At 42.0% G+C, this 14,326-nt stretch carries 12 protein-coding genes and 7 tRNA genes; 7 read left to right on the plus strand and 12 right to left on the minus strand.

Going from position 1 to position 14,326, the window contains the following annotated elements; genetic code table 11:
- From V7K79_RS29570 to V7K79_RS29595, 6 genes are all read right to left on the minus strand, one after another.
- Positions 1–84: transfer RNA gene (locus tag V7K79_RS29570), tRNA-Tyr, on the minus strand.
- A gap of 7 nt (positions 85–91) precedes the next feature.
- A tRNA-Glu gene (locus V7K79_RS29575) sits at positions 92–162 on the minus strand.
- Positions 163–219: 57 nt separating this feature from the next.
- A tRNA-Trp gene (locus V7K79_RS29580) sits at positions 220–291 on the minus strand.
- Positions 292–297: 6 nt separating this feature from the next.
- Positions 298–370, minus strand: a tRNA-Met gene (locus V7K79_RS29585).
- Between the two features lie 10 nt (positions 371–380).
- Positions 381–453, minus strand: a tRNA-Cys gene (locus V7K79_RS29590).
- A gap of 125 nt (positions 454–578) precedes the next feature.
- Positions 579–652, minus strand: a tRNA-Asp gene (locus V7K79_RS29595).
- 185 nt (positions 653–837) lie between these two features.
- Between V7K79_RS29595 and V7K79_RS29600 the strand changes: the two genes are divergently transcribed.
- Both V7K79_RS29600 and V7K79_RS29605 read left to right on the plus strand, forming a co-directional pair.
- Positions 838–960: a hypothetical protein gene (locus tag V7K79_RS29600; RefSeq protein WP_335053050.1), complete on the plus strand. Its 123-nt coding sequence runs from the start codon at positions 838–840 to the stop codon at positions 958–960.
- A gap of 199 nt (positions 961–1,159) precedes the next feature.
- Positions 1,160–2,002: a polysaccharide deacetylase family protein gene (locus V7K79_RS29605; RefSeq protein ID WP_335053051.1), complete on the plus strand. Its 843-nt coding sequence runs from the start codon at positions 1,160–1,162 to the stop codon at positions 2,000–2,002.
- A 34-nt stretch (positions 2,003–2,036) separates the two neighbouring features.
- Here the strand turns inward: V7K79_RS29605 and V7K79_RS29610 are convergent, their stop codons facing one another.
- Complete coding sequence (locus V7K79_RS29610; RefSeq protein WP_335053052.1) at positions 2,037–2,426, minus strand: alr0857 family protein; 390 nt, start codon at positions 2,424–2,426, stop codon at positions 2,037–2,039.
- Between the two features lie 16 nt (positions 2,427–2,442).
- Entirely contained in the window at positions 2,443–2,949 is a 507-nt protein-coding gene (locus V7K79_RS29615) for an HNH endonuclease (protein ID WP_335053139.1), read from the minus strand.
- A 437-nt stretch (positions 2,950–3,386) separates the two neighbouring features.
- Between V7K79_RS29615 and V7K79_RS29620 the strand changes: the two genes are divergently transcribed.
- The 3 genes from V7K79_RS29620 to V7K79_RS29630 all read left to right on the plus strand — a co-directional run bounded on the left by V7K79_RS29620 (position 3,387) and on the right by V7K79_RS29630 (position 7,185).
- Positions 3,387–3,722: a hypothetical protein gene (locus V7K79_RS29620; RefSeq protein ID WP_094347436.1), complete on the plus strand. Its 336-nt coding sequence runs from the start codon at positions 3,387–3,389 to the stop codon at positions 3,720–3,722.
- Positions 3,723–4,540: 818 nt separating this feature from the next.
- On the plus strand, positions 4,541–6,589 hold the full coding sequence (locus V7K79_RS29625) for a GAF domain-containing sensor histidine kinase (protein WP_335053054.1): 2,049 nt from the start codon (positions 4,541–4,543) through the stop codon (positions 6,587–6,589).
- Positions 6,590–6,597: 8 nt separating this feature from the next.
- Entirely contained in the window at positions 6,598–7,185 is a 588-nt protein-coding gene (locus V7K79_RS29630; protein WP_335053055.1) for an SRPBCC family protein, read from the plus strand.
- Between the two features lie 94 nt (positions 7,186–7,279).
- Here the strand turns inward: V7K79_RS29630 and V7K79_RS29635 are convergent.
- Positions 7,280–7,352 (minus strand) — tRNA-Glu (locus V7K79_RS29635).
- A 330-nt stretch (positions 7,353–7,682) separates the two neighbouring features.
- On the opposite strand from V7K79_RS29635, the gene V7K79_RS29640 reads away from it, so the two are divergent.
- Positions 7,683–9,602: a cation:proton antiporter gene (locus V7K79_RS29640; protein ID WP_335053057.1), complete on the plus strand. Its 1,920-nt coding sequence runs from the start codon at positions 7,683–7,685 to the stop codon at positions 9,600–9,602.
- Between the two features lie 48 nt (positions 9,603–9,650).
- Here the strand turns inward: V7K79_RS29640 and V7K79_RS29645 are convergent, their stop codons facing one another.
- Positions 9,651–10,277, minus strand: a complete 627-nt coding sequence (locus V7K79_RS29645) for a cytochrome b N-terminal domain-containing protein (RefSeq protein WP_335053059.1) — start codon at positions 10,275–10,277, stop codon at positions 9,651–9,653.
- A gap of 286 nt (positions 10,278–10,563) precedes the next feature.
- Positions 10,564–11,259 (minus strand): esterase/lipase family protein, encoded by a 696-nt coding sequence (locus tag V7K79_RS29650; RefSeq protein ID WP_335053061.1) that lies wholly within the window; start codon positions 11,257–11,259, stop codon positions 10,564–10,566.
- 584 nt (positions 11,260–11,843) lie between these two features.
- Between V7K79_RS29650 and V7K79_RS29655 the strand changes: the two genes are divergently transcribed.
- Positions 11,844–13,358, plus strand: a complete 1,515-nt coding sequence (locus tag V7K79_RS29655) for a hypothetical protein (protein ID WP_335053063.1) — start codon at positions 11,844–11,846, stop codon at positions 13,356–13,358.
- A 507-nt stretch (positions 13,359–13,865) separates the two neighbouring features.
- Here the strand turns inward: V7K79_RS29655 and petJ are convergent.
- Complete coding sequence (gene petJ / locus V7K79_RS29660; protein WP_335053065.1) at positions 13,866–14,210, minus strand: cytochrome c6 PetJ; 345 nt, start codon at positions 14,208–14,210, stop codon at positions 13,866–13,868.
- Positions 14,211–14,326 lie beyond the last annotated feature (116 nt).

Raw genomic sequence — 14,326 nt, forward strand, 5'->3', positions numbered from 1 at the left:
TGGGTCGAGCAGGATTATGAACCTGCGTGCAAAAAAGAACAGTTTTACAGACTGTCGCCTTCAGCCAGACTCGGCCACCGACCCATAATCATTCCCTCGACGAGAATTGAACTCGCATCTGTGCTTTGAAAGAGCACTGACTTAACCATTCGTCCACGAGGGCATTAATTTACCGAATTTTAGATTTTGGATTAAATTTTTTAATCTAAAATTGTCTGACACAGGGACTAGGATTTGAACCTAGAACATCGGATTTGGAGTCACGAGGTGTTACCGTTACACCATCCCTGCATTTAATGGCAGTGGCGGGATTTGCACCCGCATATACCAGGGTATGAACCTGGGGCTTTGCTGATTAAGCTACACTGCGATCGCACCAGAGGCTGAGGTGAGATTTGAACTCACGATGTCGGTTTTGCAGACCAACGCCTTCGACCACTTGGCTACTCAGCCATTTGGCAGTCCTGACGAGATTCGCACTCGCAATCTTCAGCTTGAGGAGGCAGCGCGTTGCGGAGGGAACCTCCGTTGTAGCGACTGCCGCTGACGGCTTAAACTATTTGCCTACAGGACTGCAACCAGGGTGACGGGACTTGAACCCGCAACATTTCCGCAGACAACGGAACGCTCTAGCCAGTTGAGCTACACCCCGATTTTTTGGAATATGTGTCTAAACTTTTATGTTTTTAGGCACATATTTTTGGTGAACTTGCCCATTTCTTATTTAGTTTTCAAGGTTCAGAAAATTTACTTTTAACTATTAGAAACTGTTAGGAAAACAATCTAAAATCTAGGTAGAAAATCTGTTGTGTATTACAAATATATTCAGTGGTTTTGATGAGTGCAAATTTAGAACTTTTTTCGTTTATTGCCTCTACTGCGGATGGTTTGCAAGTAGAAGCAGCTTTGTTGACTGGGAACTCTGGTTTATTCCAACGCCTGTCTTTTAGTTGTATGTAGAACATAACTTTGACTCTGAGAAGCTTTGTTTTTCGCCTTACTACATTTATACTACAAAATACTACAAAAGGTGTCAAGGGGTTTCAGAAAAATTTTTTGAAATTATCTATAAAAGCTTCTGCACTTATATTTGGGGTTATTAAACCTTCTGAAAAGTCAAACTACAGCTTATGATTGGGTGAATCTTTGAAAGCCTGACGTGAAAGACAACTACCTCAACCGACAACAGATAATTAGTCTTGTCGCGATCGCCTCTAGTATTACAGCTTGTAGTATTGCTCCTGGCACTTCCCCACAATTGGGGTTGAATCAGCCGATAAGTAAAAGCCATGCTGCACAAGTTCCAGCAAATGGCCAAGTTAATGTTCAGCTACCACCATCAGCCAAAGTAGAAAACCCTACTTTTACAGTCCCAGCTAAATTTCAGGGAAAAACAGTTTATCGGGTGCATCCCAGGAACAACGAGAAGGTTATTGCTCTAGGCATTGATGATGGCCCCTGGCCGAAGACAACTTTAGAAATGCTGGATATCCTCAAGCAAAATGATGTTAAGGCGACATTCTTTTGGGTAGGACAAGCCTTGCAAGCAAATCCTGACCTAGCCAAGCGTGAAGTAGCTGAAGGACACGCCATTGGCAACCATACTTGGCATCATTGGTATCGGCGAATGGATGAAGCTACAGCCAAGAGTGAAATCGATCGCACTTCTGACTTGATATACAAAACTACAGGAGTTAAAACTGCTCTGTTTCGTCCTCCTGGAGGTTTTTTAAACAATGGACTAGCCGCTTACGCCAAAAACGAGAAGGACGCTGTAATTATGTGGTCAGTAACTTCAGCTGATACCGATCCTCACGGCAAACCTCAGGCATTTGTAAATAATGTCCTGAAAGGCGCGAAACCTGGTTCTATTGTTTTAATGCATGACGGTGGTGGCGATCGCCACAGAACTGTAGAAGCTTTGCCACAAATCGTCAGTGGACTCAAACAGCAAGGCTACCGATTTGTGACAATTCCCGAACTACTAAAAATGGCGCAATAAAGGGTGAGGAAAATTTCTCACCCAACTATTTCGTTTATTCACTCATGACAGAAGCACAAGATTGAGCTTCATGCCAAAGTTTTTGCAAAAAGAACTCAGCGCGATCGCTCATAATAGTGACAAACACGCCGACAGAATCCTTAGAATTAGCTGATAGCCAAGAACCCCGTAGGGTGACTTCTATATATTCGGCATCACACGCACAGAGGGCAATGATTTTTCTGTCATCTCTTTTGACCTCAGACCTAAGTACTTCTACTCCTGGCAAATAAACAGGAAGCAAAAAGGAAGCGGTAGTGGGTTCAATAGATAAACCTTGCCCAACTCGCAGGGCGAAAATCACTCGTTGCGCTATCCATTCTTCTAGCGACAAGGTGACACATTCTAAATCAAAACTGCTTTCAGTGTAAGTTAATTTCAACATTCCTTATGCTCTCCTGTTATTCCAGGTTTGCTTGCATATCTATCCAAAACTGTTCAGCAAAAGAAATCGCGGGGTGGATTGGCGCTTTTGGTTTGGTACGCAGTTGCATACCAGCTTCAAACAGGATGCGATCGCCTTTACGGGAGTTACATCTTTCACAAGCTGCGACTACGTTATCCCAAGTGTGAGAACCGCCTTTAGAACGTGGCATCACATGATCTAGCGTTAGATGTTTGCTGCTGCCGCAATATTGGCAACTGTGATGGTCTCGTCGCAATACTTCCCGCCGATTGACTGGCGGAACTTTCCACATCCGCTCATTAGAAGTGATTGTCAAGCGAATATGTTTTGGCACATCAATTACCAAACTAGGTGAGTGAACTTGCCATCCGCTTTCTGTGGTAAAACCCAGCGGTTGCGCCTTGTTGGTTACTAACAGCACAATCGCCCGCTTGATATTGACCCGACATAGTGGCAAGTAATTTTGAGAGAATACCACCACAGATTGCTCTAACACTTGCATTGCGTTCGCGCCGCGCATGGAAGATATCGTCACAGCTTAACTCCTTATAAAAAAACCCCCGCTTCAAGTTTTCGGTGAAGCGGGGGTTAGAATTGACCGGAAAATTTTCTGGTTTCATATCGCTACAGGATTCCTTTGCCTGTACCCCCCGCTTCTTTGATCTAGTTGTGGTTTTGCAATTAGTGCACTAATGGCTACATACTTATAATCATCATTACCTTCTGTAATTTGCCTATGATTTCGACTACCATCGCCCATAAATAAATACTCCACTTCCATAGCAGCTGATTCCCAATTGGTTTTGCAATTGGTAGCGGACAAAATTGAAGTAGAAATAGGGTAAATGGATTTCACAGAAAATTTCACCTATTGAACATTCCTTTAAACATACTACACTTGTATTACTATCCTGTCTATACCTTCAAGGAGAAAAACTGATGCATACGATCGCTCGCACCCCAACCACCGATATGGAAGTTACCAGCATTCGCTTAGAGCGGGAACTCAAAGACAAGCTCAAAGAAATAGCTGGGAATCAGGGATATCAAGCTTTGATCCGAGATATCCTTTGGAATTATGTCCAGCAAAAATCAGGTGAGTGGAAGCCTCGATTTTCGCGATCCGACATTCGAGCTAGCATAGCTGCCACAGCTCAGCAAGAAGAACGCTGTGTACTTACAGGTCAACTAATTCAACCCCAAGAACCGATGTTGTTAGGACTGACGAGGAATGGCGACATGGTTCCTCTGAGTGTCGAGAGTTTGGCTGGATAAACTTCGTCCATTTTGAAACCTGGAGTAGGGCGGGCTGAAAAGCCCGCTACTAACAGCAGGGGGTACAAAATACTCTTACTAGTTTAAAAAGTATAGTTCTCAAAATAGATGTGGTTTAGTTTTATATTCAGACGAATGCAGCCGAGTTATTAGTAAAAATAACTCGGCTGCATTCAAAATTTGGCAAGAACTACTGTGACATCTGATCAGCAAGAATTTAAGCTCTACTCTAAATCTCTGTCACAAGTTGGAAACAAGACGCTTACGAACTCGTTACCATCGTTACACTATCAGTGTAGGTCTGAACGCAATTGCGTCTCGTTGGCGCAAGCTCTATGTAGAGAAGAGAAGCATACAGAGCAAGAGCAACCTCCTCGTGTCTCCTTCACTTTTATTGATATTTTACTGAGAGTTACGGAGATCAAAGAGTAGCTTGTTAAACTCACTACTTTTTTCAATAAATGTAATAAAGCTTTATAAAGCAAGTTACGTAATTTTACGCTTTAAAAAAGTTAATTTTGCTGTAATTCCAGAGAAATTACGGTTTGTGTATACTTACAGACAAGATAAAGTTAGTGAATTATTTCAAGATAAAGCAGTTAAAAATAAGCTAACTTAATCATTTATAGGATATCTTAAGTATTCTATTACTTATGTAACAATGTAGCAATTTGCTTGACATAGGGGAATTTGGCCATCTGAGATAGAAAAGGGCTATAACAGGTGAGAGAAAGTATTCATACAAAATTTGTTAATTATCAAGGTGTAGCAACACAACTAACGGTGAAGAATATGCCAAGAGGTTGGGTGCAAGAACAATGGGGTTATTATCCGAGGGCGTGCCAGAAATGAAAAAGCCTTTCTCATCGCCGCCACATTACGTAGATGACATAGACCGACTACAACCTTACCAAGTCAAGCTGATGCAGCATCAGGAAGAACCTGCCCGCGAGTTGGTACAAAAGATTAACCAAATCATTGCTAATAACTCTGCTACGGCTTTGATGCTGCAAGAGATTGCCCAATTGCTAGGAGTTGCTTTTCAAGTAGATTGCTGCTGCTTGGTTTCAGTAGCGGATGAAACATCAGACGAAGCAACTACTACTAATTGGTGTGCTGATGAGTATCTAGGGTTACCACACCCAGAAGAAATGTTTTCGATGGAACAGTTGCTTATGCACTCGCCAGTGCTGCAATGTGCTGCCCAACCATTAACTATTGAAGACATTTCCATAATTCAGAACAGTCTGGTAGTTGGGTGTCAATATTTACCACTACCGATAAAAGCGGTTTTGGCAATTCCCACTCGGTTTGGTGGCAATAATAATGGAGTGATTAATCTGATTAAATTCCAACCTTATGAATGGAGTGAATCAGAAAAACAATTGCTCAAAGAAGTGGAGTCGGCTTGCGCGATCGCTTTTTCTGGAGTAGCACAAGCTCAACAAATTACTCATCAAGAGCAGTCCCTGGAAAAGAGCAAGCAGCATCAAAACTTGATCAAGCAATTAACTCTATTAAGTCGTAGCAACTTGGAGCTCAATCAAATGCTCCAATTAGTTATCGCCTCGACAGCCGAATCTCTACAGGCAGATCGGGGTTTGCTTATATTACTAAAATATACAGATCCATTATTTAAGACTCAAGCTAAAAAACAAATCCCGAAAGCGAAAGCTACTGTGATTGCTCAATGGGCTAAAGAAACACAAAATTCTGGCACTAGTCAACTAGATACTTCAGCTCAGTCTTTCTTGATTTCAGACTGTGGTTTATGCCAGCGTGCCTTCATGGATTCTGGAAAACCAGTAATCTTCGATGACTATACAAACCAAAATGAAACCTTGACAGCTGCTCCATTCTTTGCAGTAGAAAAATTGCCTGCGGTACTTTTAGTGCCATTGGAGAGTCAAGGTAAAATTTTAGGATTCTTGGTGCTACAGCAATCTGTGATTCGCAGTTGGCAACCAGCAGAATTAAATCTTGTGGAAATGGTTTGCGCTCAAGTGAGTAATGCCATAATCCAGTCACAGACATTGCGCCAAGTGCAAACCTTGGTAGATGAACGGACGGCGAAACTCCAGAGTAGTTTGGAACTCCAAGCGAAATTGCATGAAAGAACACGGCAGTATGTCGAGCAGCTGCGAAAACTCAATGAACTCAAAGATGAATTTATGAGTAACATGAGCGATCGCCTACGCTACCCTTTGACAAATATGCTGATGTCAATAAAAAACTTGCGTTTGCCAGGAATCGCACCAGAGCGTCAGGCTAAATATCTGGATATTCTTGAACAAGAATGTTCAAAGGAAATCAACTTGATTAATGACTTATTGACCCTGCAAAAGCTAGAGTCGCCTCACGAAGCCCCGCAACTAGAATCTATAGATTTAAATACTAGAATTCAGGATATAGCAGCATCTTTTGAGAAAAAACTTGGCGAAAAAGGATTAAATATTTCTGTAGATTTGCCGGAGGAATCGCTCAAATTGCAAACTGAACTAGAGAGCTTTGACCGCATCCTGCAAGAATTACTAACGAATGTCTGTAAATACTCAGTGCCTGATACAATAGTCCACCTTGAAGCTGCTCACCGAGTTGATCGACAAATCGATCAAGTTATCATAAAGGTGACGAATACAGGACGCGCCATCTCTGAAGAAGAAGCGACCTACATTTTTGATAAGTTCCGTCGGGGAAAAGGGCGTTGGACTCCAGGGACTGGCTTGGGACTTGCTTTAGTCAAGTCTTTAGTGCAGCATCTGAATGGAGCGATCGCTGTTGAAAGTCTGCCAATTTCGGATTCTGAACAGAGCGAAATTTGCTTCACCTTGACTTTGCCCCAATTTTCTGACGAAAGCAAACCATAATTCTGAAAGTGACTAAAAAACAGAACACAACAGAGAACCCTGATTTGCAGTCTTTAGCTAATGACACCAACCTAGAGGAGGATTTGCCTGCTAAGGTAGAAGTTCAAATTGAGAAAATAGCAGAGCGACAACGGCAAATCAGTGCTAAAATCCAAATTCCTCACCCAATGGAGCAAATTTGGAAGGTTCTGACAAATTATGAAGCCTTACCTGACTTCATCCCCAACCTTGCCAAGAGTTGTCTAATCGAGCATCCCAATGGTGGAATTCGACTGGAGCAAGTAGGCTCCCAACGCTTGTTGAATTTGAACTTTTGTGCGCGGGTAGTTTTAGATTTGGAAGAATGCTTCCCTAAAACAATTAGTTTCCGCATGGTAGAGGGAGATTTTAAAGGCTTTTCTGGTAGCTGGTGCTTAGAGCCTTATTCTTTCGGTGAGTATCTAGGAACAAATCTGTCCTACACAATTCAAGTTTGGCCTAAACTCACTATGCCAGTGGGAATTATTGAAAATCGCCTGAGCAAGGATTTGCGGTTAAATCTTTTGGCTATTCACCAACGTGTAGAAGAACTAGCTAGCAAAGAACCGTATTCATAACAACAATTAAACCATCATTCAGGTGCATTCTTGGATGATGGTTTTTATTGCTAGATTTTAAACAAAAAAGCTTTTGCTTTTTATTATTGTTAAGTACCCCCAGGGGAATTCGAATCCCCGTTACCTCCGTGAAAGGGAGGTGTCCTAGGCCTCTAGACGATGGGGGCATTGGACTCAGACCTTTTATAGGCTAACGAATTTTCTTGTCTTTGTCAACAGGTTTTGCCAAAAAAAGTTTCTGGCAGCTAAACTGGGTGGAAGCAAAACCTTAAATAGGATACAAAGATATGGAGGCAGATAAAAAAGTCCGTAGATGCTCGTGCGATCAGCCGCAGGATGCGTCAGCATTGGGCGCTGAGAATTTCGGGGTATACAACACATATCTAAAAAACGCTGAAGATAGCAAGGAACAAAGGGTATGATGTTGTACCCTGTAGAGTTTATATCTACGGTTTTTTTACAAGAGATTTTGAAATAAATCGCTCAAAATCTACAACATGGAAGCATCTTTTGAAATCACCATACAGATGGCGATCGCTGTCTTTGCAGGCATTAGCGCCCAAGTGCTGGCTGCATACCTTCGTGTACCCAGCATCGTCTTGTTATTGCTATTGGGCATTTTGTTTGGCTCTGATGGCATAGGGCTATTGCATCCCCATTCGCTAGGCACTGGACTGGAAGTTATAGTCGCCCTGGCAACGGCAATCATTTTGTTTGAAGGCGGACTTAACTTGGATCTGCGTGAGTTAGGTAGAGTTTCAGTTAGCCTACAATTGCTCGTCACTCAAGGAACGTTAATCACCCTGCTTGGCGGGAGTATGGCTGCTCACTGGCTGGGGGAATTTCCCTGGAACATAGCTTTTCTCTATGCTTCCATAGTCGTGGTGACAGGCCCAACCGTCGTTGGGCCATTGCTCAAACAAATCAATGTAGATCGACAAGTGGCAACAATTTTGGAAGGAGAAGGGGTTTTAATCGACCCTGTAGGGGCTATCCTCGCCTTCGTTGTCCTCGATACGATTTTGAACGGCGATGCTGATCCGATCAATGCGATCGTCGGTTTACTTATACGTCTGTGTGTTGGAGCAGCAATTGGTGGTGCTGGCGGTTATCTGATGAGTTTGATTTTCAAACGCGCCAGTTTTCTGTCATTTGAGCTAAAAAACTTAGTGGTGTTGGCGATACTTTGGAGCTTGTTTACCTTATCGCAGATGATCCGCAGTGAATCGGGAGTCATGACAACAGTAGTTGCAGGAGCAGTCTTTGCTAACTCCTCAGTCCCAGAAGAACGTCTGTTACGCAGCTTTAAAGGTCAACTGACAATTCTCAGTGTCTCAGTGCTATTTATCTTATTAGCTGCTGATTTATCGATTGCGAGTGTGTTTGCTTTGGGTTGGGGTAGTTTATTCACCGTTTTGGTACTAATGTTTGTCGTTCGCCCGATTAATATCCTCTTGTGTACCTGGAACAGTGACTTAAACTGGCGACAGAAACTGTTTTTAAGCTGGGTGGCTCCAAGAGGAATTGTTGCTGCCTCTGTAGCTTCTTTTTTTGCGATTTCGTTGACACAACGCGGCATTAACGGCGGTGATTCGATTAAAGCTTTAGTATTCCTGACAATTATCATGACTGTTGTCTGCCAAGGGCTAACAGCTGGCTGGGTTGCTAAATGGCTGCAAATCACCTCCAAGGATGTAACTGGAGCAGTGATTGTCGGTTGTAATCCTTTGAGTCTTTTGATTGCCCGCTTTTTTCAAGAACGGGGAGAAAACGTGGTGATGATTGATACTGACCCTGAATGTCTTGTCCAAGCTGAGGCGCAAAATCTCCAGGTTATTGCTAGCAGTGGGCTGGATGCTGCTGTTTTAGAAGAGGCAGGACTTGGCTCTATGGGCACTTTTTTGGCGATGACAAGTAATGGTGAGGTGAATTTTGTTTTGGCTCAACGAGCAGCTGAGGAGTTTAAACCCCCGCGCGTCTTAGCTGTTTTTCCCCGCGATCCGCAAGCGAGTATCTCGGCTAGTAATAAAGTTAATCAAGCTTTTATCCCAGACTTAGCGATTAAAACTTGGAATGAATATTTGAATGATGGACGAGTGAAATTGGGAACAACTACGCTAGATGAGTTGGAGTTTTCGACTCAATGCGATCGCATTCAAGAAAAGATTCAGACTGGGGTGTTGATACCGCTATTGGTAGAACGAGCAGAACGCTTACAGGTAATACCAGCTAACCAAGATTGGGAAATTGGCGATCGGATTATTTATCTGTTGCATGACCCCAGACCTAGCCTTTTAAAACGCTTATCTGGTGCTACCCAATCCACTCCCCTTTCTCTAGAAAAGTTACCAGAGGTTGAAGACTTATCTCTTACCCAATTATCTCAACTTTCTATTAGTGAGGCTCCTGGGGGATAAGGCAGGGGAGCAGGAGAGGAATTGCTAACTCTTGAGTGTTTGTTAGCTTTAGGAAGAAATAAATTCGCTTTCTAGTTTTGGCGCTTTTTGATACATTTGCCATTCTTGCCAGAGCAAAGCAGACAAATGTACTATGGCGAGAATTAGCGTTACTACCGAAATCAGATAACTGTGGATTGTGTAAAGGTGTTCGACAGTAATTGTGTTAATCGCTCCACCACCAGTCAAGATTTCGCGTAGTTGCCCACCAATCAAAGGAATGGCTTCAACAGTTCCTAGCTCAATGCTAAAACGCCAGTAACCTTCCTGAGTCCAATCTAAAATCATCGCTGTCCAATCCAGCCCGATCGCACTCAGGGTTAACAAAATCACACTAATCCAAGCAGCTAGCCAACTCTTGCGAAATTGCCGACCTAAAAACATCACCACAATTTGAATTAAGGCGATCGCAATTACCGCATTACCAGCAATATCATGCGCTCTCCAAAACAACCAGCCGTATGCCAGTTGTGTATTAATCATTTTCAATGAGTTATAAGCTCCGCCTGCTGTCGGTTCATAGTAAAAAGAAAGCAAAATTCCGGTAGAGATATAAATTAAACACAGAGTCAAAATCACGACTGATAATATCGTCGCTATTCGTCGCAAAATTTTATCGAACTGGGTGCTTTGCATAGCTCACCCCTCCTGTTCTTAAGTAAATATTTATTCTTGTTACGATTTTAACTAAGAAATTTTAATAAATGTTACTTTTATTATATAAAATTGAAGAAGAATTCAGAATCGATTAGTGGAGGATTTAGACCCACCACTTTCTTGTTGACCAATAAATCTTCTCTTTCAGAGACGTTGCGCGAACGATTTAGTGGGGGTCTTAAACCCCTTGATTCATTCGTCAGTCGTACAGAATTCATGCTGAATTCTGGCTCCTGACTCCTGAATTCTTTCTTGATAAAGTTTTTTAAAACAAATATTGCACCCAAGCTTTTAAGGGTTCTGGTGAGCCATACCAAATTCCAGGACTTCTGGGAGAATGCTTCACGCCTTCAATCACCAGATTTTCTGCCCCCTCTAAATGAGCAGCTTCAATGGGTGTAATGCCATCTCCCCAAGTATTGCCCTTTCCACAGGTTAATTGGTAACTACTGTAAGCTAACCAACTACCAGGCCGCCTTTCCCCAAAGATAGTTTTGCCAGCTACACAAACGTAACGAACATTTTTGTAAAAAGCTCCTGGGTAGTTATTGGTGACAAAATCTAGATTGGAGCGTGTCCAGCGTTCTTGGCTGATATGAGGTGTACCCAAGGTGATCAGAGTAGCAACCAAAGGATGCCCTTGGCAGAGAAATGGCTTGACATCACCGCGTGATAAATAGGGCTTTTCTCCCATGTAGATGCGAGATATCCAACCTCCAGCTGAGTGACCAATTAAGTTAATTTGAGTAGCATTATGTTGCTCTAATATATGCTTGATTGTGTAATCGAGTTGTTGCAGAATCAGGGTTACAGGTCTTCCTCCCAAAGTGGGGAGCCAGTCACGCCTTCGTAATGGTACTGTAACTGTGGGAAAATCTAACTTTTGTAGGGATTGTTCTAGCTGGCGATAAGCGATCGCACTTTCTAAATATCCAGGTAAAATAACTGTCGGTAACGGCATTTGAAATTTTGAATGTTTTTTTGAAAAAGTAGTTCTGATTCAGGAGCTAGAATTGCGATCGTCTGACTCACTCCTTAAAGAAAAACCAATAGCTTCGGTGGGTTTTAAAGTTAGAATGTCAATAAAATTGTGCAACTTGCAACAGTTTGAGATCCTGCCGATGTGGTAGTATTTTAAAATAGGGGCCAGTCCAAGATAAGCACGTGTGTAATATGTTACAAAAGCCTTGTTGACTGAGAAACAGTAGAAAAAACAAGGTAACTTTGGCAGATGTTTTGATGCCTTCAAACTTGTGCGTTTACTTAAACTCTATAAGACTCCTAGATATTAATTTTAATTGTGTGCGTCATAACAATAAAAAATCAAAAGTAGTAATTTTTCAAATATCTCTTTAACAAGCTCGAATTTTGAAAATTTATGATAGAGCGTCATTGATTAATTAAAAACTTGAATAAATGGCAATTTTAGCGTTTTGATTGTCAGTTGAGGAAGTTATTATTTCCTTATGAAGAATGCATATATTGCAATATCGAAAAGAGAAAATCGCTAGTCAACTGCAACTGAGTGAGTGAACGATAAAAGCTATGTCTTACGTCTCCCTGCTGAAAAATATACCAGAAATCTTAAGCCAGCCAATTGGGATAGCAGCTATAGCCTCCCTTGGTATCCACGGTGCGATCGCCATGATCGTACCATTGATGCCGATGGAGTCTAACAAGCCTAAAGAAACAGCATCATCCAAAACAGTTGGACTTTTGGAATTGAGCCAAGTAGACCAAAACCGTTTGCCGCAAACCACACCCAAAATTGGTTTACAACAATTACCTCCTGTCGCCCCACTTGCCGCTCCAAACTTTAGCCTCCAACCGGGATTAACTCCATTAGCGCCATCACCATCAAGTCAGCTGATATTACCTCCGTTACCAGCATCATCAAATAACTATCGAGTCTCTTCCTTGCCTACAAAGCAGTCTTTGCGGATGATTCCTAGTGATAATTTGCGGTTTGATGCGTCTAAATTTGACACTTCTAAATATAATACCAGCGCCAGATTCTCTCGACCAGTTCCTCGCGTGAATGTGAGTGAGAACGTCGCCAAATACGAGCCACCTAAGCCGCTAGCTGTAAGTAGGTTGCCAGAATTGCAGTCGCAGCAAATACCTGCTGATCTTCTGCGGAATGCCCAACCTCCAATCTTATCTGACAGTACACCCATTGAAACAGCACAGGTAAATACAACTTCTGTGCCAATTGGGCCAATGACGCAACCAATTCCAAATGCATCGTCTGCTATTGCTCAAAACCCGCTGATAAATTCTGTAAAACAAGCTCCAGTAAATGGGGGTACTTTAATTGGAACTAGGGGAAGCACGCTACAAACAGCCGATTTATCGACGAAGGGAACTCAACAGGCAATTGCACAGCTAGATTCCTACGCCAATCTGAGAAAGGAAGTCCAGCAACAATACCCTAACGCTGAACAAAAACCAGTCATCCGCCAAACATTATCCACGAATAAGTCAAATCTTGAAGGTGCTGTTTTGGGTGTATTGGTTGTAGATCCTGATGGTAAAGTCTTAGATATCAAATTTCAAGACAAGTTAATTTCCCCGGAATTGCAATTAAAAGCAAGGCAATACTTTAACAAGCAATCCCCCAAGGGAGATAAACAGATTAGTTCCTATCCATTCAATCTACGTTTCCAAAACACTACGAGCAATCTGACTGGAATTAATCAAGAGCAAAAGCCCTCGTCATTATCTGCACCGGGAATCAATAACAATTTGATTACCCCCTCATCAGCAGCTACTTTTAAACCATTACCTAATTTACAAATCAGAAATAACCCCCCTACGTCCTCACCAACAGGTACTTTTAAACCATTAACTACACCAGCAGCTACTCCCAAACCATTATCTGAACTGCAAATTAAAAATAACCAGTTTACGCCTTCATCGGCAGTTACTACTTCTGAACCCTTCTTGTTGCCGAAAATCAATCAGGGCCAGTCTACGTTTGCTGCTGAATCGGATAAAAAATTAGTAGAACGGTTACGCGAAGTCAAGGAAAACAGACAAAAGTCTAATTCAGAAAAATAATCACCTGTTGATGATTTTGGATTCAGGTAGGGGTAATGAATCTAGACGTATTCGCAGCATCTTATAAGCAAGCGGCGACTCTGAGAGTTCTCCTCTGGAGAACTCTCAGAGCTTTTTACCTACCTGAAAATCATTCTTTTCGACTATTGTTTGCGTCAGTCCTGTTTAAAATACAATACGCTTGAGTTAAAGTTATTAGACTTCTGGCGTGAATCAATGAGCTTTCAACCTTAAGTCCCTTTCCCAAGCTTGGGAGAAGAGTTTGGGGTGTCTCTACATCAGGGTTTTGGGTTTAAAATATTGTTTTTAGTAGTTGACGAATAAGCGATCGCTAATTTGTCATAGATAATACTTAACTTAGAAATTTGTTAAAAGCTTCCAAGAAGGAAATGTACTGAGGGATTTTTAACAAATAAATTCTCCAATGTTTTGGGATGAGCATCTAGCTGGCTAGTAATTAAAGGTAAGCAAATGCTCACCCCACAAAAACTAGATGATATAAACACTTTACCAGCCTTGTTCTGCATTGTAAAAAACGTAACTAGCTACCTCCAAAATCTCCTCTGAACTTAACTTGCTTTTAAAGGGAGGCATGGCATTTTTACCATTTTGCACTTGGTGGATAATTGCCTGGATCGAGTCTTGATTGTAATTTTCTAGGTATTTTGACAATGCTTCCTTTTTCAAGGTTTTCTGGCTAATAAGGATGTTACCGCCACCTATATGGCAAGAAGCGCAGTTAGCCTCGAAAATTTTAGCACCGTTGGATATTTCGGCAGCTAGTGCTGGACTAATGAATGTAAATTTGAATAGAGCGATCGCCGACAGTAGAATTAATAAAAGTATTCTCAACAGAATTTCCTCGCAACAAGCCTCCAGCAAGAGTATAAACGCGATTAACCCCTAACTAAGTCAAATTTGATCAAAATTGGCGGTAACGAGTTCACTCCTTGATCGCTACGGATTGT

The organism is Nostoc sp., assembly GCF_036917575.1.
Taxonomy (GTDB): domain Bacteria; phylum Cyanobacteriota; class Cyanobacteriia; order Cyanobacteriales; family Nostocaceae; genus Nostoc.